At 71.9% G+C, this 21,740-nt stretch carries 21 protein-coding genes and 1 riboswitch; of the genes, 11 read left to right on the forward strand and 10 right to left on the reverse strand.

Annotated features, from left to right (window positions below; genetic code table 11):
- The first annotated feature begins 66 nt into the window (after nucleotides 1-66).
- On the forward strand, nucleotides 67-2,559 hold the full coding sequence (locus tag QSK31_RS28765) for a LamG-like jellyroll fold domain-containing protein (protein WP_285687571.1): 2,493 nt from the start codon (nucleotides 67-69) through the stop codon (nucleotides 2,557-2,559).
- Nucleotides 2,560-2,616: 57 nt separating this feature from the next.
- On the opposite strand, the gene QSK31_RS28770 is transcribed toward QSK31_RS28765, so the two are convergent.
- The 3 genes from QSK31_RS28770 to QSK31_RS28780 all read right to left on the reverse strand — a co-directional run bounded on the left by QSK31_RS28770 (nucleotide 2,617) and on the right by QSK31_RS28780 (nucleotide 5,319).
- Nucleotides 2,617-3,246, reverse strand: coding sequence for a TetR/AcrR family transcriptional regulator (locus tag QSK31_RS28770; protein WP_285687572.1), 630 nt, complete (start codon nucleotides 3,244-3,246; stop codon nucleotides 2,617-2,619).
- Nucleotides 3,247-3,480: 234 nt separating this feature from the next.
- Nucleotides 3,481-4,419, reverse strand: coding sequence for an aldo/keto reductase (locus tag QSK31_RS28775; protein WP_285687573.1), 939 nt, complete (start codon nucleotides 4,417-4,419; stop codon nucleotides 3,481-3,483).
- A gap of 357 nt (nucleotides 4,420-4,776) precedes the next feature.
- Nucleotides 4,777-5,319 carry a GNAT family N-acetyltransferase gene (locus tag QSK31_RS28780; protein WP_285687574.1) on the reverse strand — a complete coding sequence of 181 codons (543 nt, stop codon included), beginning with the start codon at nucleotides 5,317-5,319 and terminating at the stop codon, nucleotides 4,777-4,779.
- Nucleotides 5,320-5,334: 15 nt separating this feature from the next.
- Nucleotides 5,335-5,450: riboswitch (SAM riboswitch) on the reverse strand.
- A 30-nt stretch (nucleotides 5,451-5,480) separates the two neighbouring features.
- Here QSK31_RS28780 and QSK31_RS28785 point away from each other — a divergent pair.
- Nucleotides 5,481-6,353, forward strand: a complete 873-nt coding sequence (locus QSK31_RS28785; protein WP_285687576.1) for a class I SAM-dependent methyltransferase — start codon at nucleotides 5,481-5,483, stop codon at nucleotides 6,351-6,353.
- On the opposite strand, the gene QSK31_RS28790 is transcribed toward QSK31_RS28785, so the two are convergent.
- The 3 genes from QSK31_RS28790 to QSK31_RS28800 form a co-directional block, all read right to left on the reverse strand.
- Entirely contained in the window at nucleotides 6,325-6,705 is a 381-nt protein-coding gene (locus tag QSK31_RS28790; RefSeq protein ID WP_285687577.1) for a DUF6461 domain-containing protein, read from the reverse strand. The two genes, QSK31_RS28785 and QSK31_RS28790, sit on opposite strands and share 29 nt — an antisense overlap.
- A gap of 17 nt (nucleotides 6,706-6,722) precedes the next feature.
- Nucleotides 6,723-7,346, reverse strand: a complete 624-nt coding sequence (locus tag QSK31_RS28795; RefSeq protein ID WP_285687578.1) for a DUF3455 domain-containing protein — start codon at nucleotides 7,344-7,346, stop codon at nucleotides 6,723-6,725.
- A 119-nt stretch (nucleotides 7,347-7,465) separates the two neighbouring features.
- Nucleotides 7,466-8,248, reverse strand: coding sequence for a hypothetical protein (locus tag QSK31_RS28800; RefSeq protein WP_285687579.1), 783 nt, complete (start codon nucleotides 8,246-8,248; stop codon nucleotides 7,466-7,468).
- Nucleotides 8,249-8,650: 402 nt separating this feature from the next.
- On the opposite strand from QSK31_RS28800, the gene QSK31_RS28805 reads away from it, so the two are divergent.
- From QSK31_RS28805 to QSK31_RS28820, 4 genes are read left to right on the forward strand one after another with little or no spacing between them, the layout of a single operon-like run.
- Nucleotides 8,651-10,348 (forward strand): translation initiation factor III, encoded by a 1,698-nt coding sequence (locus tag QSK31_RS28805; protein WP_285687580.1) that lies wholly within the window; start codon nucleotides 8,651-8,653, stop codon nucleotides 10,346-10,348.
- Nucleotides 10,349-11,815 (forward strand): NADH-quinone oxidoreductase subunit NuoF family protein, encoded by a 1,467-nt coding sequence (locus QSK31_RS28810; protein WP_285687582.1) that lies wholly within the window; start codon nucleotides 10,349-10,351, stop codon nucleotides 11,813-11,815.
- The gene (locus QSK31_RS28815; RefSeq protein WP_285687583.1) at nucleotides 11,812-12,288 is read left to right on the forward strand and encodes a redoxin family protein; all 477 of its coding nucleotides are present in this window, start codon (nucleotides 11,812-11,814) and stop codon (nucleotides 12,286-12,288) included. Before QSK31_RS28810 ends, QSK31_RS28815 begins: the two co-directional genes overlap by 4 nt.
- A 1-nt stretch (nucleotide 12,289) precedes the next feature.
- A complete protein-coding gene (locus QSK31_RS28820; protein ID WP_285687584.1) occupies nucleotides 12,290-13,201 on the forward strand; it encodes a cytochrome c biogenesis CcdA family protein in 912 nt (303 codons plus the stop codon).
- A gap of 878 nt (nucleotides 13,202-14,079) precedes the next feature.
- On the opposite strand, the gene QSK31_RS28825 is transcribed toward QSK31_RS28820, so the two are convergent.
- On the reverse strand, nucleotides 14,080-14,421 hold the full coding sequence (locus QSK31_RS28825) for a hypothetical protein (RefSeq protein WP_285687585.1): 342 nt from the start codon (nucleotides 14,419-14,421) through the stop codon (nucleotides 14,080-14,082).
- Nucleotides 14,422-14,651: 230 nt separating this feature from the next.
- Here QSK31_RS28825 and QSK31_RS28830 point away from each other — a divergent pair, with 230 nt between their 5' ends.
- Nucleotides 14,652-15,224 carry an HD domain-containing protein gene (locus QSK31_RS28830; protein WP_285687586.1) on the forward strand — a complete coding sequence of 191 codons (573 nt, stop codon included), beginning with the start codon at nucleotides 14,652-14,654 and terminating at the stop codon, nucleotides 15,222-15,224.
- A 1-nt stretch (nucleotide 15,225) separates the two neighbouring features.
- On the opposite strand, the gene QSK31_RS28835 is transcribed toward QSK31_RS28830, so the two are convergent.
- Both QSK31_RS28835 and QSK31_RS28840 read right to left on the reverse strand, forming a co-directional pair.
- Nucleotides 15,226-15,744, reverse strand: coding sequence for a GNAT family N-acetyltransferase (locus QSK31_RS28835; RefSeq protein WP_285687587.1), 519 nt, complete (start codon nucleotides 15,742-15,744; stop codon nucleotides 15,226-15,228).
- A gap of 4 nt (nucleotides 15,745-15,748) precedes the next feature.
- Nucleotides 15,749-16,468 (reverse strand): PP2C family protein-serine/threonine phosphatase, encoded by a 720-nt coding sequence (locus tag QSK31_RS28840; RefSeq protein ID WP_285687588.1) that lies wholly within the window; start codon nucleotides 16,466-16,468, stop codon nucleotides 15,749-15,751.
- A gap of 78 nt (nucleotides 16,469-16,546) precedes the next feature.
- Between QSK31_RS28840 and QSK31_RS28845 the strand changes: the two genes are divergently transcribed.
- Together QSK31_RS28845 and QSK31_RS28850 are read left to right on the forward strand one after the other, a co-directional pair.
- Nucleotides 16,547-17,461, forward strand: coding sequence for a helix-turn-helix domain-containing protein (locus QSK31_RS28845; RefSeq protein ID WP_285687617.1), 915 nt, complete (start codon nucleotides 16,547-16,549; stop codon nucleotides 17,459-17,461).
- Between the two features lie 166 nt (nucleotides 17,462-17,627).
- Nucleotides 17,628-20,027: a Tex family protein gene (locus QSK31_RS28850; RefSeq protein ID WP_285687589.1), complete on the forward strand. Its 2,400-nt coding sequence runs from the start codon at nucleotides 17,628-17,630 to the stop codon at nucleotides 20,025-20,027.
- 1 nt (nucleotide 20,028) lies between these two features.
- On the opposite strand, the gene QSK31_RS28855 is transcribed toward QSK31_RS28850, so the two are convergent.
- Nucleotides 20,029-20,769: a GNAT family N-acetyltransferase gene (locus tag QSK31_RS28855; RefSeq protein WP_285687590.1), complete on the reverse strand. Its 741-nt coding sequence runs from the start codon at nucleotides 20,767-20,769 to the stop codon at nucleotides 20,029-20,031.
- Nucleotides 20,770-20,828: 59 nt separating this feature from the next.
- Here QSK31_RS28855 and QSK31_RS28860 point away from each other — a divergent pair, with 59 nt between their 5' ends.
- Both QSK31_RS28860 and QSK31_RS28865 read left to right on the forward strand, forming a co-directional pair.
- Nucleotides 20,829-21,080 (forward strand): alpha/beta fold hydrolase, encoded by a 252-nt coding sequence (locus tag QSK31_RS28860; RefSeq protein WP_285687591.1) that lies wholly within the window; start codon nucleotides 20,829-20,831, stop codon nucleotides 21,078-21,080.
- Nucleotides 20,978-21,682 carry an alpha/beta fold hydrolase gene (locus tag QSK31_RS28865; RefSeq protein ID WP_352244507.1) on the forward strand — a complete coding sequence of 235 codons (705 nt, stop codon included), beginning with the start codon at nucleotides 20,978-20,980 and terminating at the stop codon, nucleotides 21,680-21,682. The genes QSK31_RS28860 and QSK31_RS28865 overlap by 103 nt, the downstream gene beginning before the upstream one ends.
- The last annotated feature ends 58 nt before the right edge of the window (nucleotides 21,683-21,740 follow it).

A 21,740-nucleotide genomic window follows, 5' to 3' on the forward strand; every position in this document is an offset into this window, starting at 1 on the left:
GCTTGTGTGGAGCGCGGCTGGGTGCTGTCCGCGTACCGATCAACGCGATAGAAGGGACCACCCCCCATGCACTACAGACGACGGCGCGTGCTCGCCGCGTCCTCCGCTGTCCTGATCGCGGTCGGCGTCGCCGGCCCGTCCGTCCCGGCCGCCGCCGCCCCGGCCTGGCACAAGGGCACGCCCCCGATCTCCACCCCGTGGACCGACGAGGTGGGCCCGGACAACGCGCTGCCCGAATACCCGCGTCCGCAGCTCACCCGCGACGCGTGGCAGAACCTCAACGGCGTCTGGCAGTTCGCCAAGGCCGAGGTCAACGAGGCGCCGCCGACCGGCCGGGCGCTGAACGAGCGCGTGCTGGTGCCGTACCCGATCGAGTCGGCGCTCTCCGGCATCCAGCGCCACGAGGACCGGATGTGGTACCGCCGGACCTTCACCGTCCCCGCCGCCTGGCAGGGCCAGCGGCTGGTGCTGCACTTCGGCGCCGTCGACTACGACGCCAAGGTGTGGGTCAACGGCACCCAGGTCGCCACCCACCGCGGCGGCTACGACAAGTTCGATGTGGACGTCACCAACGCGCTGCGCGGCAAGGGCCCGCAGGAGCTCATCGTCTGGGCCGAGGACCTCACCGACGCCACCGGCCAGCCGATCGGCAAGCAGCGCCGGCAGTCCGACCGGGGCATCTTCTACCAGGGCAGCTCCGGCATCTGGCGGACGGTGTGGATGGAGCCCGTCCCGGCGTCCAGCATCGAGAGCCTCAAGACCACGCCGGACATCACGGCCGGGGCGCTCAAGCTCACCGCCCGTACGGTGAACGGGTCGGGTCTGACCGTCAAAGCCGTCGCCCGGAACGTCAACGGTGGCATCGTCGGCCAGGTCACCGGCCCGGCCGACACGCAGCTGACGCTGCCCGTACGCAATCCGAAGTTGTGGTCTCCGGACAACCCCTACCTGTACAACCTCGAGGTTCAGCTGCTCAGCGGAACCACCCCGGTGGACACCGTCGGGTCGTACTTCGGCCTGCGTGAGATCGGCAAGAAGGCCGGCGCCGACGGCAAGCTGCGGATCGCGCTGAACAACCAGATCCTGTTCAACCTGGCCACCCTCGACCAGGGCTTCTGGCCGGACGGCCTGAACACCGCGCCCACCGACGCCGGCCTGAAGTTCGACCTGGAGGCGCACAAGCGGCTCGGCTTCAACGCCGTCCGCAAGCACATCAAGGTGGAGCCGGACCGCTGGTTCTACTGGGCGGACAAGCTGGGCCTGATGGTCTGGCAGGACATGCCGTCGTCGAACACCGGGCCGATCCCCGAGGCGTGGCGCGGCCAGTTCGAGGCCGAGCTGCACGAGATGGTCCGCGAGCACGACAGCTGGACCTCGATCGTCGCCTGGGTGCCGTTCAACGAGGGCTGGGGCGAGTGGAACCGGGAGGACACCGGCCGGATCGCCGAGGCGGTCAAGGCCCAGGACCCGACCCGTCTGGTCAACGCCCACAGTGGCGTGAACTGCTGCAACTCCAAGGGTGACTCGGGCAAGGGCGACGTCATCGACTGGCACGAGTACAACGACGGCGGTCCCGCCGCACCGTCCCCGGACGCGCTGCGCGTCTCCATCGACGGCGAGCACGGCGGCTTCGGCCTCGAGGTGCCCAACCACATGTGGTTCGGTGAGGGCCACGGCTACGCCGACCTGTTCCCGGACTCGGCGGCGCTGACCCGGCGCTACGTGACCAACGAGCAGGATGCCATCACGGCCGCCCAGCGGTGCGGCATCAGCGGCTCCATCTACACCCAGATCACCGACGTCGAGCACGAGGTCAACGGCTTCTTCACGTACGACCGGCAGGTCGAGAAGATGGACTTCACCAAGGTGCGCAACGTCAACAAGCGCATCATCCGGGAGGCCGACGGCTCGGCGGCCAACACGCCGCAGCCGCCGCCCGGCACGCCCGGCCTCGGCGGGGTCGCGTACTACCCGCTGGACGGCAACGCCCAGGACAGCGTCGGCGACCACGACGGCACGCTGGTCGGCAACCCCGCCTTCGTGGCGGCGCACACCGGTCAGGGCGTCGACCTCAACGGCAGCACGCAGAGCGTCGACCTGGGCGCTCCCGTGCTGGACACCTCCAGCGACTACTCCGCCTCGGCGTGGGTCAAGCTGGACAAGGCGGACGGCGCGTTCCAGACCGTCGTCAGCCAGGACGGGCCGGCCAACAGCGACTTCTTCCTGCAGTACTCGGGGCAGAACCAGCGCTGGGCGATGAGCTTCGTCGGAGTCCGGGCGCTCGGCCCGGCCAAGCCGGACGTCGGCCGCTGGTACCACCTGGTCGGCGTGCGCGACTCGGTCAAGGGTGAGCTCCGGCTCTACGTGGACGGCGAACTGGCCGGCAGCGCGAGCGCCTGCCTCAGCACGTCCACCCCGACCGGCAACACCGTGATCGGCCGCGGCAAGTACGGCGGCAACCCGGTCGACTACCTGGACGGCGTCACCGACCAGGTGCACCTGTACGACCGGGCGCTCTCCACCGACGAGATCCGCACCCTGTACAACCAGGAGAAGTAAGGGTTTCAGCTCACCCGACGGCCCCGCCGCGCATCCCGCGCGGCGGGGCCGTCGCCGTCAGCGGAGACCCCGCACCACGAGAGCGCAGACCTCGTCGAGGAGCTCGTCCTGGCCGGGCCGCTCCCACGAATCCGCGTGCGCCGGATGATGGAACGCGAAGGTCGCGGCGAACACCGCCACAGCCGCGCCGGCGGGATCGGTGACGGCGAAGTCACCGGACGCCACCCCCGCGGCGATGATCGACTCCAGCTGGCCGAGCAGGACCGCGACGTGATCGGACGCCGCCCTGCTGTCCTCCCGGACCAGGACACCGAACGTCGCGAACAGTTCCGGCTCGTCCTTCACAGCGCGGCGCTTCGACCGGTTGAGCGCGACCAGCCAGGCCGTCAGCCGCTCGGGCGGCGGGGTACTCGCATCGGCCGCGACCGCGTGCAGGCCGTCCACGGCCCGGGACAGCCAGCGGCGCGCTACCGCCTCGCGGAGAGCCGCCTTCGACGAGAAGTGCCGGTAGACGGCGGCGTGACTCACGCCGAGCGCCCGCGCGACGTCCACCACGGTCGCCTTCGCCGGACCGTATCGCCGCAGGACGTCCTCGGTCGCGAGCATGATCGTCTCGGCGTCCAGGGCAGCCATCAGGGCGACCCTAGCAGCGGCGGGTCCGGCGCCCGCGATTGTGCGAGTCGTCACGCCCGGCCTCCTGTGGACAAGCGGCCGGATCGTCGGTCCGGCGAGGTACGTTGGCGCCCACCCAGTACGGGGCGGGGGAGGCGGTGGCCCGCGTGTCGCGGCTTTCGCGCCTGCGTGTCGCGGCTTCCGGCGGCGGTCGCGTGCGGCGGCCCGAAGCCGCGTGCGCGGCCTCGGGCCTCGGCGTGCGGCCTCGGGCCTCGGCATGCGACCTCGGCCTGCGCGTGCGGTGCCCGGTCAGCGCTCGCTGTCCAGCAACGCCATCAACGGCGCCGCATACCGCGTGCCGGCCACCGCCCCCTCCGGCACCGCCTCGTCCACCGCGGCCAGCTCCGCCTCGGTCAGGCTGAGCTCCGCGGCGGCCACCGCCCCGTCGATGCGCCCGGGCCGGGAGGCGCCGACCAGCGCCACGATCCCGTCGCCCTGGGCGAGGACCCAGGCGATGGCGAGCTGCGCGACCGTCACACCGCGGGCGTCGGCGATCGGGCGCAGGCGTTCGACGAGGGCCAGGTTGGCGGTGAGGTTCTCGCCGTGGAAGCGGGGGATGTGCCCGACCTCGCCGCCGCCGCTGTAGACGCCGGTGAGCAGCCCGTGGGCGAGGACGCCGTACGCGGTGACGCCGATCCCGAGCTCGCGGCAGACCGGCAGGATCGACCGTTCGGGGCCGCGGCTGAAGATCGAGTACTCGATCTGGACGTCGGCGATCGGGTGAACGGCGTGGGCGCGGCGGATGGTGTCGGCGCCGACCTCGGACAGGCCGATGTGCCGCACCCAGCCGGCCTCGACCATCTCGGCGATCGCGCCGACGGTGTCCTCGATCGGGACCTGCGGGTCGAGCCGGGCGGGACGGTAGATGTCGAGGTGGTCGGTGCCAAGGCGTTGCAGGGAGTACGCGAGCGCGCTCTTCACGTACGCCGGATGGGCCTGGATCCCGACGAACCTGCCGGCCGGATCGCGCAGGGCGCCGAACTTGTCGCTGATCGTGAGACGGTCGCCGGGGCGCAGGGCCTGCCGGATCAGCCATTCGTTGTGCCCGTTGCCGTAGAAGTCGGCGGTGTCGATCAGGGTGACACCGGCGTCGATCGCCGCCCGGATCGTGTCGGCGCTGCCGGGGTCGCGCGCCGGGTCGAGATCGCCGGCGGACATCGGGCCGCAGCCCAGCCCGATCGGCGGCACCAGAGGTCCTTGGGTTCCGAGTCGTCTCATCTCCACGACGGAGGACCGTAACGGGCCGAGTTACAGATTTCAAGATCTGTAATCCGTCACCCTACGTCAGATCATGCGGAGCTTGCGCGTAGCCTTTCCGCCCACTCCACAACTGTCCGGGTTTGGGTGCGCGCTAGACGTCGAACTCGCCGTCCTTGACGCCCTCGACGAAGGCACGCCACCAGTCTGCTCTGCTCTCAGTGCCTGAAACCGCCGAATCCGGCCTGGGCATCGAGAAGGCGACGCCCCGGACTCGATCCTCGACCCTTCCGGCCCTCGTGTGGATCGCGGCGGGGACCATCGCCGGAGTTGCTGCGGCGCGATTGATCACTCGGCGGGCGAAGCGTTAGTTCGTGCGATCCGCAGAGGGTCGCGTGCGCTTGGGACGTCGGGCCAGGTCATGCGGAGCTTGAGTGGGACGCCGTTCAGGCGGGCCGGGTCGCTTGTCACCGGGACCGTCTCGCCGGGCGTGGCGCCGCACGACAGGTAGAACCGCTGGGCCGACGTGTTCTGCTGAAGCACCCATAGGTACATCGGGCCGGTGGCGGCGTGCCCGAGGAGTCGCCGGCCGATGCCCGTGCGGTGCCGGTCGCGGGTCACGTGCAGGTTGTCGACGAGGTTGCCCCACCGCGGATCGTGGTCGAACACGACGTGGACGAACCCCAGCAGCCGGCCGTCCTCCTCGGCCACGGTCGTCTCGGTGCCCGCCGGCGCGGACAGCCGGGCCGACCACGCCGCGCGGCGGTCGGCCACGACGTCGCCGTCCAGGAAGGAGTCGGCGTACGCGCCGCGGTAGTGCCGGCGCCAGCTGTCGGCGTGCAGCACCGCGATCGGCCCGGCATCGTCCACAATGGCACGACGAATGTCCATGACGGCTCCGGAGGAAGTCGTGGCTTGCCCGGCACACCGCGCGCCGAGCCGTGTCATCACCCGGAGCACCCCGCCCACGAATGGAGGGTTGCCGGCCAGCGAGCCGGGGCTTGATGCTGGCACTCATGACCTGTCCGAGACGGTAACACCGAGGAGTCCGCATGACCGACAAGTGGGCGGCCTGGCTGATGGGACGGCGCGACGGTGGCGACCCGGGCGTGCGACGCGATCATCACCCGTCGCTGGCCGGCTTCCGGGACGGGGTGCTGGAGCGGGCAGCGGTCGCCGAGGGCGATGTCGTGCTGGACGTGGGCGCCGGGACCGGGCTGATCGGGTTCGGAGCGCTGGACCTGGTCGGCGCGACCGGGCGGGTGATCTTCAGCGACGTGTCCGGGGATCTGCTCGCCGAGTGCCGGCGCCAGGCCGGTGACGACCCGCGCTGCTCGTTCGTGCGGGCGTCGGCCGACGATCTCGCGGGCATCGGCGACGCCTCGGTGGACGTGGTGACCACTCGGTCGGTGCTGATGTACCTGCCGGACAAGGCGGCCGGCTTCCGGGAACTGGCCCGGGTGCTGCGACCGGGCGGGCGGCTGGCGATCTTCGAGCCGATCAACAGCTTCACGGTGGACCGGGGGCGGCGGCTGTTCGGGCTGGACTTCGCGCCGATCGCCGACCTGGCCGACAAGGTGCTTGCCGCGTACCGGGGCGAGGAAGTGATGGTCGACTTCGACGAGCGGGACCTGCTGCGCTGGGCGGGCGAGGCCGGATTGACGGCGATCGAGCTCGACTACCGGGCCGAGGTGGAGGTGCCGGCGCCGCCGCTGCCGGCGGACTGGGACGCGCTGCGGCGGACCGCGCCCAACCCGCTGGCGCCCACCTATCAGGAGGCGGTCGACGAGACGCTGAGCACCGAGGAGGCGGCGCGCTTCACGGCGTACGCCAGGAATCTGATCGAGAAGGGCGCACCCCGCACCACCCTGATGGCCACCGCCTACCTGAAGGCCGTCAAGCCGGGCCTTCCAGAAGTCCCGTGACGCGCTCCGCCAGGAGCAGCGCACGGGCGTCCGAGTCCTGCCAGCTCTCGTCGGCGTCGTCGTCCGGCGGGCGCAGGCCCAGAGCGTTCATCAGGTGCGAGAGGCGGCCCGGGTCCGAACCCCACATCGTCTCCGGCGCGGGATAGCCGGGGTCGAACGCGACGACGGTCTCGCCGCCGACGGCATAGGCGAAGTGTGACGACTGCGGCGTCCGGGAGACCACGATCATCTCCGCCGCGTTCGAGTCCTCAGCAGCGCCGACCGACCAGCCCGACTCGTCCTTGAGATAGACGAGCTGGTAGCTCTCGCCGAGCCGGTCGGCCAGCGCGCGTGCGTCCTCGAGGTTCCTCACTCAGGCCAGGGTAGTGATCAGGCCTTCTTGAAGAACCGGTAGTCGGCGGTGTACTTGACGGCCGCGGTCTGGCCCGCGCTGCACGCGCCGGCCGGGGCCACGCCGCCCTTGGTGTTGAGCCGCTGGACGAAGGTCACGTCGGCGAAGACGCCGGACTGGGTCCGGGCGGGGGAGAGCACCTTCGCGGTGATCAGCAGCTGCGGGATGCTGTTCGGGTTGGCCGACGGGGCGGACACCGGCGAGGTGCCCTCGACCAGGCTGCCGTCCGAGTCCGACTGCCAGCTCGGGCCGCGGAAGTGGATCGCGCTGGCCGGCTTGACCGGCTTGAGCGACAGGCCGGTGAGCACCGCGGCCGGCTCGAGCAGCGCCCAGGCGCCGGTGGCGGAGCAGCCGTAGTTCTGCACGCCGTGCGCCTTGAAGACCGACGTCTGCACGTTGCCGCCGGGCACCTTGATCGCGTCGGGCACGGACGGTTTGCCGCCGAGGAAGCTGTCCGCCTGGGCGGAGGAGGCGTCGGCGGGCGCGGCGAGCGGTGCGGCCTGCGGCGTCTGGCCGGCGAAGGACACACCTGCGGAGACACCGATCATGGCGAGCGCGGCGGCGCCGACGCCGGAGACGATCCGGAACGTACGCTTCTTCACTTTTGAGGTCCCCTGATTCGACAATGGCGTTACGTGAGCGCCACCGACCCTAGAGAACCCTTCCTTAGGACGGGCATAAGTTTGTCCGATGCTTGCCTGAAGTGATGGCCGTCGAAGGATCAGTATCGTGCGTATCCGGGCATCTGCGGTCGCTGCGGACGGTTCCGGTTCCGGTTGCGCAGACGGAGCCGCATCAGCAGCCCGACCCCGATGAGTACCAGCACCGCGCCGACGATCAGACCCGGTCCGAGCAGGCTGGGCGTGCTGTCCTGACCGGCGGCCAGATCGGCGGAGATGCCGCTGGCGTCGGCCGGTGGCGGGATGGCCGCCTCGGACGACTCCTCCTCCGCCGGTTCCTCCGGCGCCTCGGAAGGAGGCGTCGACGGCTTTGCCACTCCTTCGATGTCGCTCGACGCGGCGGCCTTCTGCAGCAACGTCCGCCCGGCGTCGAAGGCCTCGGCGTCGAAGGTGATCCGGCCGTCCGGTGCGTTCTCGGCGACCGACACCTCGTACCGTGCCGTCACCGTGCGGCCACGGCACAACTGGCCGGGGTCGACCTGCGTGTCGGTGATCCGGGCCTTGCCGCCCTCGTCGCGGACCTGGGTGGGGAAGGTCCCGTTCTCCTCGACCCGGTTCACCCGGACCTGGTCCAGCTCGGCGCCCTCGACGCCGAGCACCATGGAGAACCGGATCTTGCGGCAGCGTCCGCGGTTGTCCGTGGAGACGACGACCTCCACGATCTGGGGGTCGTCACCCGCCTCGAAGTTGTCGGGCGCCTTCGTCACCTTGAGGTCGATGCCGTCCACCTCGGCGTGAGCCGGAGCCGGGAGGAGAACGGCGGTGAGAGCGGTCAGGGCGCCCGTGAGCAGAAGGGCAGCACCACGATGCCGCACGGCAATCATCTCCTTACGCTGGGGAGTCACGGTCGCCTGCACACCAGGTAGTTCGCACGGTCCGGACGAATGGTTCACCGGGTGGCCCGGCTCACCTTCCGGCGGCACCTTATTTTTGCCTTAGCTGACCGTTGCGTTTCCATGTCTGAGCAGCTCAGAGGCGGTCCGTAGGAGTGAGGTTGCAAGGTCGCCCAGATGAGTGAGCAAACTTCTCGCCGATGGTTCATCCGAACCCGCCCGGCCTACGTAGATGGGGGAGGGCACGAACAGGCCGCAACGCAGGGTGCAAAAGGGCAAAGGAGATATGCGGCCGCCCCGGCCCCCCAGAACTGAAGCGCGGGGCATCCCCCACGGATGCCGGCGTCCCGATTGCCCCGACGGACGCCAACCGCTGCGGAGAACGAGGAGTCAATGGCTCGGACGAAGTTCAACCAACGACCTGAGACCAGGCCGGAACCGGTGGCGATGGGTGCCACCGGCGGACGGAAGCCACCGTCGAAGTGGTCGGTAGCTCTGCTCGCCGTCTCGATCCTGACGGCCGTCTGGGCCGCGGCGATGCTCACGCCGTTCGGCCGGGTCGCGTACTACTACTTCTTCGCGTACTCCGAGTTCTACATGGGCGTGCTGACCCTGGTGTCGCTGTCCGTCACGATCATGGTCGGGCTGGTCTCCACCGACCGGCTCGTGCTCTCCATCCGGCAGCGCGTCCTGCTCCAGTCCGCGCACCGCACCACCGGCGTCATCGCGGTCACCGCACTGGTCGCGCACGTGTGGACCAAGTTCATGGAAGAGCACATCACCGCGCTCGACATCTTCATCCCGTTCCTGGCGCCCTACAACCGGGTGTTCATCGGACTGGGCACCCTGTCCGGCTGGGTGATGATCATGGTGATGTGGACCGGTATGGCCCGGTCCAAGTTCATCGGCCGCGGCAAGCCCTGGATGTGGCGCTCCATCCACGCGGTGTCCTACCTGATGTGGCCGCTCGCCCTGATCCACGGCCTCGCCGCCGGTCGCCCCGCCGCCACCTGGGTCACCGTCAGCTACGTGGTCTGCGTACTGGGCGTGCTGGTCGGCCTGGCCGTCCGCCTCTCGGTCAGCCTGAACCGGAAGAAGGACTTCTCGTCCACCGCGACCGGCGCGATGAAGCCGGTCGGCGCCGTGGTCCCCACCAACTCGGGTGCGGCCGCGCCCAAGCGCAAGCGCCGCGACGAGCCGGAGCCGCTCGCCGCGCCGGAGTCGTTCCGGCCGGCCACCCCGCGCCCGCCGGTGATGGAGCGGCCGTCCAGCGCCATGCCCGCCAGCGGCATTCCGTCCAGTGCCATGCCGGCCAGCTCGATGCCGATCAGCAGCAACCCGATCAGCCCGATGCCGTACGACGACGACGTGTACGCCCGCCGCAACGGCCGGCGCCGTGCCGACGAGCGTTACGACGAGCCGACCGGCAGCATCTCCCGCCGCGCGATCGAGTCGTACGACGACCCGGCGTCCACGGGCAGCATGTCCCGCCGCGCGATCGAGTCCTACGGCGACCCGGCGTCGACCGGCAGCATGTCCCGCCGGGCGATCGAGGAAGAGCGGTACCGCTACGAGGACGCGCCGCCGCCTCGCCGCCGGTATGCCGACGAGGACCGCTACGAGGAGGAGCCCCCGCGCCGCGCCCGCCGGTACGCCGACGACGAGCGTTACGACGAGACCCCGCCGCCGCGCGCCCGCCGCGAGTTCCGCGACGCCGACCCGCGCGCCACCGGCGAGTTCCGGGCGCCCGACTACCGCACCGGCGAGTTCCAGGCCTACGACGACGCCCCTCGCCGCGGCCGCCGGGACGACGTCGACGCCGCCGACTCCGGCCGGCACAGCCGCAGCGAGTTCGTCGACCTGGCCCCGCGCTCCGAGGGCTGGCGCGGGCGCACCGACCCGAACTACCGGGAGGAAGGCGACGAGGTGCCCACCCTCGTCGACATGGCATCCCGCCGTGCTCGCCGCCAGGCGCAGCAGGCGGAGCCGATCAGGCCCAGGGGAGGTCGCAGGGGCGACCGGGTCAGCGGCGGCAACGAATCGCTCGATGACGACCATTACTGGCGTCAACTCAGGGGAGAGGCTCGGTAGGTGAGTTCGTCGCAGGTCCCGCCGGTCACCAGCATCGGCACTCCGCGTATCACCGCGGGCTTCGACGAGTACGGCCGGCTTGATCTGACCGCGCACCAGGAGGTGCACGGCGGATTCGCGCAGCTGTCCTCCGGCGAGCTGATCGGCCTCGCCGACCGCATCGAGTTGCGCGGCCGGGGCGGCGCGGGCTTCCCGTTCGCCCGCAAGGTCCGCGCCGTGCTCGACTCCTGCCGGCGTCAGGACCTGCCGCCGGTGATCGTCGTCAACGCCACCGAGGGCGAGCCACCCTCCTGGAAGGACAAGGCGATCCTCACCCGGGGACCGCACCTGATCCTGGACGGCGCGGCCCTGGCCGCGGCTGCCCTGGACGCCGAGGAGATCGTCATCGGCATCGCCGACGACGGCATCGGCCAGGACTCGCTGGCCGCCGCGCTGGGCGAGCGCCGGATGCCGGTGCCCACCCGGATCGTCACCGTGCCGCACCGCTTCATCTCCGGCGAGGGCGGCGCGCTGGTCCGCGGCATCAACGGCGAGGCGCACATCCCGCCCGGCCGCAAGGTCCGCTCCAGCGACAACGGCGTGATGGGCCTGCCCACCCTGCTGTCCAACGCCGAGACCTACTCCCAGCTGGCGATCGCCGCCCGGCTGGGCCCGTGGGAGTACAACGCGGTCGGCATTCCCGAGGAGCCCGGCACGGTCATGCTCACGGTCGGCGGATCGGCGAGCTCGCCGGCCGTCATCGAGGCGCCCACCGGCACGTCGCTGATGGACGTCCTGACCATGTGCGGCGCCGACATCGGCCCCGGCCTGCTGGTCGGCGGCTACCACGGCAAGTGGATCAGCGCCGAGGCCGCCGAGACGGTGACCATCTCCCGCAAGGGATTCGCCGCGGTCGGCGGCACGCTCGGCGCCGGCATGCTCATCCCGATCGGCTCCAGTACCTGCCCGCTCGGCGAGGTCGCGCAGGTGACGCAGTACCTGGCCGGCGAGTCCGCCGGGCAGTGCGGCCCGTGCCGCCTGGGCCTGCCGGACCTGGCCCGCGCGGTGACGCTGGTGTCGCTGGGCGGCAGCGCGCTGGAGAACGTCCGGGCCGCCGCCGGCGTGGTCAAGGGCCGCGGCGCGTGCAGCCACCCGGACGGCACGTCCCGGTTCGCGCTGTCCGCGCTGGAGGTCTTCGCCAAGGACGTCGAGGCGCACGCCAACGGCGAGGGCTGCGGCAAGCAGGTGCGCGGCGTTCTGCCGCTGCCGTACCAGGCGGAGCAGGGCGCGCGGAAGCTCGCCGTGGACTGGTCGCGCTGCGACGGGCACGGGCTCTGCTCGGCCGTCGCGCCGGAGATCATCCGGCTGGACGGCAACGGCTTCCCGGCGTTCCCGCAGACGCCGCTGCCGCCGTGGCTGGAGAACGGCGCGCGCAAGGCGGTCAACGTCTGCCCGGCCCTGGCGCTGCGGCTGGAGGGCGCCAAGTGATCCGCCGCCTGCTCGCGGTCTTTCTCACGATCGGCCTTCTCACCGGATGCGGTGAGAAGGCCCCCGCCGACAGCGGCGTCCTGAGCTTCACGGGGAAGACGATCGACGGGCAGGCCTTCGACGCGGCCACGCTCGCCGGCAAGCCGGCCCTGCTCTGGTTCTGGGCGCCCTGGTGCGCGACCTGCGCGGGTCAGGCCGGCTCGGTGCAGGAGGTCCAGGAGGTGTACGCCGGGAAGCTCGGCGTCCTCGGCATCGCCGGCCTGGGCAGCAACGCCGAGATGCACGAGTTCGTCAGCGACCTGGAGATCCCGGACGTGCGCACGCTCGACGACGAGGCCGGCGAGGTGTGGCGCAAGTTCGGCATCACCCAGCAGAGCACGTACGTCCTGATCGACGCCGGTGGCACCGTCGTCACGAGCAGTTACCTGGACTCCGTCGACCTGCCCGCCAAGGTGAAGACCCTGGTGGGCTGACATGCTGGCGCTGGCGGTCACCGCCGGGATGCTGGGCGCGGTGAACCCCTGCGGGTTCGCGCTGCTGCCCGCGTACCTCTCGGTGATGGTCGCCGGCGATCGCCCCGGCGGATCCGTCGCGGCCGTCGGGCGCGCACTGCGCTGCGCCGTCCTGCTGACCCTGGGGTACGTGCTGGTGTTCGGCGCATTCGGCCTGGTGCTCACCCCGATCGAGGACCTCCTGCAACCCCGCCTGCCCTGGCTGACCGTGGTGCTCGGCATCGGCCTCGCGCTGGCCGGCGGCTGGTTGCTCGCCGGGCGTTCGCTGCCCCGGCTGGGCGGTGGGTTGCGCGCGCCGCGGCTGACCGGCTCGGCCTGGTCCACGGTGGCCTTCGGCATGGCGTACGCGTGCGCGTCCCTGGGATGCGCCTCGGGGCCGTTCCTGGCCATCGTCGTGGCCGGGACGCGAACCGGTTCATCCGTCGAGGGCCTGGGATTGTTCCTGGCCTACGGCGCCGGGATGAGCCTGGTCATCTCGGTGGCCGCGGTGGCGGTGGCGCTGGTCCGGGGCTCGGTCATCAGCCGGTTGCGCCGCGCGTCCGCCGTGGCGCCCCGCATCAGCGGCGCCGTCCTCGTCGTCACCGGCTGCTACGTCGCGTGGTACGGCGTCTACGAACTCCGGGTGGCCACCGACCGCCGCGCCGCCGGCACCGACCCGGTCGTGGCCGCGGCCGGCCGCATGCAGGAGGCGCTCGCGTCCTTCGTCGGCAGCGCCGGCGCCCTGTGGCTCCTCGCGGCCCTGACCGTCCTGGCCGCCGCCGCCCTGCTGGCCACCCGCCGCCGCGCCACCGGCCACGAGGCAGTGGTAGATCCTGGCGGTATCTCGCGCCCGGATGCCGCTCTGAGCCACCACTCTCCGGACGTCGCGAGCTAGAAACTCTTCGCGGTGGAGGTCCGGCTCGCATTGCCGGGACCTTCGGTGCGTGCGCTTGCTGCCGCGTGCCTTCGCCTGTGGTGGGGTCGGGGCGGGTTGCCAGGCGCCCGGGGTGCCCGCTCACCGTCGCTGCCGCCGCTCACCGTCGCTGCCGCCGCTCACCGTCGCTGCTGCCGCTCACCGTCGCTGCTGCCGCTCCCGGTGGTGGCTGCCGCTCGCGGTGGTAGCTGGGCGCGTGGGTGGTAGCTGCCGCTCGGGGTGGTGGCTGGGCGCGTGGGTGGTAGCTGGGCGCGTGGGTGGTAGTTGAAGGCGGTGTCCCCGGGGCTGGATGACCCGCAACGATCGCTCTGGCCCACCACTCGCGCCGCCGGTGGTAGGACCGGGCGCTGTCCGAGGCCGCTGACCGCTCCTGGCTACCACGTGCGCGGATCGTGGTAGTCCAGGACGGTATTTCGGCCTGGATACCGCGCCGCCCCACCACTGCATGCTGGTCCTGCCACTCGCGCCCGCTCCTACCACTCGCGCCCGCTCCTACCACTCGCGCCCGCTCCTACCACCGACCGCGCCCGGCCACGGCCGTGAGCGGCGGCAATCAGGGTGAGCGGGCACCCCGGCGCCTGGCAGCCGCCTCGGCCCCGCATCCGGCGGAAGCGGCGGCAGCGCGGGTGAGCGGGCACCCCGGGCGCCTGGCAGCCGCCTCGGCCCCGCATCCGGCGGAAGCGGCGGCAGCGCGGGTGAGCGGGCACCCCGGGCGCCTGGCACACCCGACAGTAAGCCTGACCAGACCTCGACCTCGACCTCGACCTCGACCTCGAAAGGTGCCCAGACGCCGCGGATACCGTCCACGTCGGACTGCCACCGGACGATCCCGGCTGGACTCACGAGGTGGGGCTGCGGCCGACCTGGGCGCGCTGGGCGTACGCGAGAGCCTCTTTCGCCAGCTCGAGCCACGGGACGTCGGAGTCCGGCGCGAGCACGAACCACTCGCGCATCGGAGCGCCGCGGAGGTCGGTGAAGTGTTCGCCGTAGCCCCGCGTGACCAGCTCGTCGACCAGGTCGCGGGGCAGTTTCACCGCCAGGCCGCGCCCGGCCAGCATGGCGATCACGCGGCCCTCGTAGCGCAGCGCGGGGGAGTGGAAACGACGGCCACCCGCGGGCGGTGTGGCGCCCAGGCCCGCCATCGCGGCGATCAGCTCGTCGAACCGATCCTCCGGATCCATGCCGCAGATGTTATCGCGGCGGAGGCCTCCGGTGATCGTCAGAACGGCGTGTTCGGAGGGTCCGGCGCGTGCTGTCGAGTACTATGTCGACCCGCTCGCAGCAGGTCGGCCCGGCAGTTCGCTCCGGCCGCGCCCCGGCGACCGGCGCACGGTGGTGTCCCACGAAAAGGTGATGCTCGGTCACCTGATGTTCATCTCGCCGGGGCGGCTGCCGCGATTACCGTGATCGAATGGACGCCCTTCTCGGTCCGGCGCGGCTGGTCCGCGCGGCTCGCGACGTCGCGCAGGTGCTGCTGGCCGACCTGCCGGAGCGGTGGCGGCACACCATCGGCGTGGCCCGCCGCGCCGAGCAGGTGCGCGGCACGGTCGGCCCGGCCGAGGGCGACGTGCTCGAGGCCGCCGCCTGGTTGCACGACATCGGGTACGCGGCCGCGCTGCACGACACCGGCTTCCACCCTCTCGACGGCGCGCGCCACCTGGCCGCGACGGGCTGGCCGGACCGCATCGCCGGGCTGGTCGGGCACCACTCCGGCGCGTTCTGCGTCGCCGAGGTGCGTGGCCTGGCCGGGGAGCTGGGCCGGTTCCCGCGGGAGGTGTCCGCGGTCAGTGACGCCCTGACCTACGCCGACCAGACGGTGGGGCCGAACGGGCGCGGCATGACGTTCGCCCAGCGGGTGGCCGACATGCTCGACCGGCACGGCCCGACGTCACCGAACGCGCTGGCCCACCCGCGGCGGGCGCCCCTGCTCGGTGCGGCCGTGGAGCGGGTCGAGCGGCGGCTGGCGGTCGTGCTGACCGCGTGACCTACTCCGGCTGGTTGATCCACTCTGGTGTGAGCATGCCGAAGACCAGGTCGTCGGTCCATTCGCCGTTGATCCAGGTGTGCTGCCGGCGCTTGCCCTCCAGGGTGAAGCCGAGCCGGGTGAGCAGGCGTTCCGACGCGGTGTTGCGGGCGTCGCACTCGGCCGAGACCTTGTGCAGGCCGCGGACCTGGAAGAGGTGGTCGAGCACGGCCGTCACGGCCTCGGTCGCGTAGCCCTGCCCCTGCGCCGGCCGGGCCAGGGTGAAGCCGATCTCGGCCTGCATCAGGTTCTCGTGCGTGTTGACGCCCACGTCGCCGATCAGGGTGCGGTCGGCGGTTCGCTCGATCGCGTACTGGAACCAGCCCGCCTCGTCGGGGTCGCCCGCGGCCAGCGAGGCCGCGGCGTCCAGGAGCGTCCAGCTCTGGAAGCGGGCGACCTGCGGATCGGAGCGGTACGCGATCAGCGCCGGGGAGTCGGACGGCCGGAACCGCCGCAGGACCAGGCGTGGCGTGGTGAGCACGGGGTCAGGCCGCGGCGACGTCGGCGACGATCACGCTGACGTTGTCCGGGGCGCCCGCGTCCAGGGTGCACCGGACCAGCTGCTCGGCGCACGCCTTGCGGTCGGGCTGGGAGCGGAGCACCTCGGCGATCCGGGCATCCTCCACGTAATCGGTCAGACCGTCACTGCACAGCAGGAAACGGTCGGCGTCCTGGATCGGGATCATCCGGCCCGCCGGGCGGAACGGGCCGCCCTGCACCGCCTGTGTCACCAGGGCCCGCTGCGGGTGCCGGCGGGCGTCGTCGGGGGACAGCACGCCCTGGTCGACGAGCGCCTGCACGTAGGTGTCGTCCCTGGTCAGCTGGTTCATCTCGCCGCCGCGCATCAGGTAGAGCCGGGAGTCGCCGACGTTCAGTGCGGCCACCCGGTCACCGGCCAGCAGCATCGCCGTGACCGTGGTGCCCATGCCGTCGCGGGCGTCGTCGTCGGCCACCGCCTCCTGGATGCGGTGGTTCGCGGTCTCGACGGCGTCGATCACCTCCTGCAGCGGCTCGCCGCTGTCCGGGTGCTCGTCCACCACCGAGAGTGCCTTGACCAGGATGTCGCTGGCCAGCTCGCCGGCGGGCAAGCCGCCCATGCCGTCCGCGATCACGAGCAGTCGCCGGCCGACGAAGACCGCGTCCTCGTTGTTGTTCCGGACGAGCCCCTGATCGGAGGCGCCGACCGCGCGGATGACGAACGTCATGTCTCCAACCCTGCCAAACCCCGCCGTCCGCGTCTCTAGTACACGTTACGTAGGGTTGAGAGTGTGATGCCGGTGCCGATGGTAGGACGCGACGCCGCTCTGCGCGAACTCAGGGAGGCCTGGGCACGCGTCAAGCGCACCGGACGCCCCGTGCCCGCGGTCATCACCGGCCTCCCCGGCACCGGCAAGAGCACCCTCGCGGCGGCCGCCGCCCCGCCCGGCGCGATCACCGGCCGGGCCCGCCTGCACACCTCCGCGCCGTACGACTGGCTGGCCTCCGCGGTGACCGGCCACGACCTGAGCGGCCTCGATCTGCCCCGCGACGCGCTGCGCTGGCTGGCCCAGGACCCGGACATGCCGCGCGAGCGCTACACGCCGGACGCCCTGCTCCGGATCGCCGTGGACATGGTCCGCGCGCTGGTCGACGGCAAGCCGCGCGTCCTCGTGGTGGAGGACCTGCACGCCCTGGACCCCGCCAGCCTCAACCTGATCGCGGAGCTGGCCACCGCCGACCTTCCCGCGCTGCTCGTGGTCACCAGCCAGCCACCCGACGCCGCGGTCTCCCCGCTGCTGACCGCCCGCACCCTGGCCCGCCTCTCCGGCGCCCCCGGCGCGGTCCGCCATCACCTCAACGCCTTGGACACCACCCAGGTCCACAAGATCCTCACCCACGTGTACGCGGACAGCCCGCTGCCGTCCGACTTGGTCGACACGGTCTGGCGCCGCACCGGGGGCAACCCGTACCGCCTGACCGAGCTGATCGCCGTCGAGGGCGCCGCCGGCCCGGCAGGACTGGCCGGCAACCCGTCGCCCGACCTGACCGCCCGCGAGCGCGAGGTCCTGGGCCTGCTCGTCGAGGGCATGTCCAACAAGCAGATCGCCCGCGCCCTGGGCATCTCGGTCCGCACGGTCACCGTCCACGTGTCCAACGTGCTCCGCAAGACCGGCGCCGCCTCCCGCACGGAGGCGGCCCTCAAGGCCGTCCGGGCCTGATCTTCTCAAGAGCGCGACCGCTCACGCACGTGGAGCGAAGCGACCCTCGGCGTGAGCAGCGGTCAGCACCACCCACCCGCCTACGACCTGGTGATCTTGACCTTGATCTTGATCTTCAAGGCGGGGCGGCGCGACAAGAAGACAGCGCCTGCGACACAATCCCCCCGTGACGACCACGATTCATCAGCGCATCGCGGCAGAGCTCGGGGTTCGGGAAGGGCAGGTGACCGCGGCGGTCGACCTGCTCGACGGGGGCGCCACCGTGCCGTTCATCGCCCGGTACCGCAAGGAGGTCACCGGCACGCTCGACGACACTCAGCTCCGCACCCTGGAGGAACGCCTCGGGTACCTGCGTGAGCTGGAGGAACGGCGCGCCGCGATCCTGGAGTCGATCCGGTCGCAGGGCAAGCTGGACGACGTTCTCGAGGCGCAGATCCGGGAGGCCGACACCAAGGCGCGGCTCGAGGACATCTACCTGCCCTACAAGCCGAAGCGCCGCACCCGCGCCCAGATCGCCCGCGAGGCCGGCCTGGAGCCGCTGGCCGACCTGCTGATCGGCGACCCCGGCAAGGACCCGCAGGCCGAGGCGGTGGCGTTCGTCGACGCCGACAAGGGCGTGGCCGACGCGCAGGCCGCGCTGGACGGGGCCCGGGCCATCCTGATCGAGCGGTTCGCCGAGGACGCCGACCTGATCGGTGAGCTGCGCGAACGCATGTGGACCCGGGGGCGGCTGGCGGCGAAGGTCCGCGAGGGCAAGGAGACCGAGGGCGCCAAGTTCAGCGACTACTTCGACTTCGCCGAGCCGTTCCCGAAGCTGCCGTCGCACCGCATCCTCGCCATGTTCCGCGGCGAGAAGGAGGAGGTCCTCGACCTCACCATGGACCCGGCGACCTCACCTGACGAAGAGGACCGCTCCTACGAGGCGTCGATCGCCGGCCGCAACGGGATCGTCGACCAGGGCCGGCCCGGCGACAAGTGGCTGGCCGACACGGTGCGGTGGGCCTGGCGTACGCGGATCCTCATCCACCTGGGCGCCGACGTGCGGGTGCGGCTGTGGCAGGCGGCCGAGGACGAGGCGGTCCGGGTCTTCGCGGCGAACCTGCGCGACCTGCTGCTCGCCGCGCCGGCCGGGACGCGCGCCACGATGGGCCTGGACCCGGGCTTCCGCACCGGCGTCAAGGTGGCCGTGGTGGACGGCACCGGCAAGTGCGTCGCGACGTCGGTGATCTACCCGCACGTGCCGCAGAACAAGTGGGACCAGTCCCTGCACACGCTGTCTGAGCTGGCCAAGCAGCACAACGTGGACCTGATCGCCATCGGCAACGGGACGGCGAGCAGGGAGACCGACAAGCTGGCCGCCGACCTGATCAAGAAGCACCCTGAGCTGAAGCTCACCAAGGCCGTGGTCTCGGAGGCGGGCGCCTCCGTCTATTCGGCGAGCGCGTACGCGTCGCAGGAACTGCCCGGCATGGACGTCTCGCTGCGCGGCGCGGTGTCCATCGCCCGCCGCCTGCAGGACCCCCTCGCCGAGCTCGTCAAGATCGACCCGCGGTCCATCGGCGTCGGCCAGTACCAGCACGACCTGTCCGAGGTGAAGCTGTCCAAGTCGCTCGACGCGGTCGTCGAGGACTGTGTGAACGCGGTCGGCGTGGACGTCAACACCGCGTCGGCGCCGCTGCTCACCCGGGTGTCCGGCATCGGCGCCGGCCTGGCCGAGAACATCGTGCTGCACCGCGACGCCAACGGCCGGTTCACCTCCCGCGAGGCGCTGAAGAAGGTGCCGCGGCTGGGCCCGAAGGCGTTCGAGCAGTGCGCCGGCTTCCTGCGCATCCCGGACAGCGACGACCCGCTGGACTCGTCGTCGGTGCACCCCGAGTCGTACCCGGTCGTGCGCACGATCCTGGCCACGGCCGGCACCGACATCAAGACGGTGATCGGCAACGGCTCGCTGCTGCGCGGCATCCGGCCCTCCGACTTCGTCACCGACGCGGTCGGCCTGCCCACGATCACCGACATCCTCAAGGAGCTGGAGAAGCCGGGGCGTGACCCGCGGCCCCAGTTCACCACGGCCAGCTTCGCCGAGGGCGTCGAGAAGATCAGCGACCTCAAGCCGGGCATGATCCTCGAGGGCCAGGTCACGAACGTGGCGGCGTTCGGCGCGTTCGTCGACGTCGGCGTGCACCAGGACGGGCTGGTGCACGTGTCGGCGCTGTCCGACACGTTCGTCAAGGACCCGCGTGAGGTGGTCAAGTCGGGCGATGTCGTCAAGGTCCGGGTGGTCGAGGTCGACGAGGCGCGCAAGCGGATCTCGCTCACGATGCGGCTCGAGGACAAGCCGGCGGCCCCGCGCGGTGAGCGGCCCCCGCGCGGCGAGCGGCCCCAGCGAGGCGATCGTCCCCAGCCGGGCGGCCAGCGTCAGGGTGGTGGCCAGCGTCAGGGTGGTGGCGGTCAGCGCGGTCAAGGCGGCCAGCGTCAGGGAGGCGGCCAGCGGCAAGGCGGTGGTCAGCCGATCGTGAACGACGCGATGGCTGACGCGCTGCGGCGGGCCGGTTTGACCAAGGACTGATTTACAGGCCGTGCAACTCGAGGGACGCGGTCCGCCGGCACTCGTCCAGCAGCTGTCGCAGCTGGCCGTCGTCGCGGGCCGCGTCGCCCTCCTGCCGGGCGAAGTAGCGGATGAGGAAGTCCGCGACGATCGTGCTCTCGATCCGGTCCGGCGACGGGCTCACGATGTCGTCGGCCTCGACCACCAGGAGCAGCAGGCCGGGCAGGCGTCCGGCGCCCGGCGCCAGCTCGGGCATCAGGTAGGGGATGGGCAGGCGGCGGGCCCCGAACCCGGCGTAGAGCCGTAGCCGCGCATCCCCGTCGCCGTAATCGACGACGCCGGCCCCGGCGTCGTCGCCTGTGGCCGCGTGGCCGGCGGCCGGGCCGGCGTCGAAAGCACGCGGGTCCTCGGCCTCGGCGAAGACGACGTGCGGCTTCAGATCGGAACGCCACCGCGGGGCGGCCTCGGCGACGAGCCGGCGGCCGATGCCCTGGCCGCGCAGGTCGGGGCGGATGGCGAAGTAGCAGAGCAGCGCCGCCCGGATGTCGGCGAACCACTCCAGGAACAGGGCGCCGACCGGCTCGCCGTCCGAGGTCACGGCGATCGCCCCGCGCAGCTCGTCGGCGGCCAGGACCCGGGTGAGCTTCTCCAGCGGCTCGCGCTCGGCGGGCAGGAAGCTGGGCGCGATGACCGAGTCGTAGAGCCGGCGCAGCGTGCCCATGTCCGATTCACCCTCGAGAAACCGGATCGAAACGTCATCCACGGTGATCAACTCTACAGTGGACCAAAAGGGGACATATCGATCAGCGGCTAGACTGCGGCATGATCGTCAGCACGAGCACGGCCGTCGCGGATGACGGGCACACCATCGGCTACGAGGTGCGGGAGCCCGGCGGCGGCGACGGGACGACGGTCGTCTTCCTGCCCGCCCTGGGTGTGCCGCTGTCCTACTACACGCTGCTGCTGGACGCCTGGGCCGCCGAGGGGCGCCGGGTGGTCGGGGTCGAGCACCGCGGCCAGCCGGCCAGCCCGATCGCGGACTGCGGCGGGGCCGGTTCGGATACAGCGACATGATCCGCCGCGACCTGCCCGCCGTCTTCGCCCGGCCGGAGGTCCGCGACGCGCCCCGGGTGGTGCTGATCGGGCACAGCATGGGCGGCGCCCTGGCGCTCCTGTCGACGGCCGCGGGGGTGGTCGCGCCGCACGCGGTGGTCACGATCGCCACCGGCACGAGCTGGTGCGCCGCCGAGTTCGGGGCGTGGAGGCGGGCCCGGCGGGCCGCCGGCATCCGGGTGGTCCGGCTGGTCACCCGCCTGCTCGGCTACTGGCCGGGGCACCGGCTCGGGTTCGCCGGCCGGCAGCCCAGCACGGTGATCCGCGACTGGGCGTACGAGGCGAGCCACGGCCGGTTCCGGCTCGCCGGCGACCCGTTCGACTACGAGGACGCGCTGGCGGCGATGACCACGCCGCGGCTGCTGCTCAGCATCGAGGGCGACCATCTGATCAACCCGCGCGCGGTCGCCCTGCTGGCGCGGCGTGCGGCGGGCGCCGAGCGCGAGACGGTGCGCTCGACGCCCGGCGTACGCGTCGATCATTTCTCCTGGGCCCGCCGGGCGATCGCGGACGTCTCCGCACCCATCGACCGCTGGCTGACCACCCTCGAACCGCAACCCTGACGGTACGGGCGGCAGTACGGGCAGCGGCATGACAGCGCGGGCTGTGAAGATCTCCGGC

The organism is Actinoplanes sp. NBRC 103695, assembly GCF_030269485.1.
In the GTDB taxonomy this organism is placed as follows: Bacteria; Actinomycetota; Actinomycetes; order Mycobacteriales; family Micromonosporaceae; genus Actinoplanes.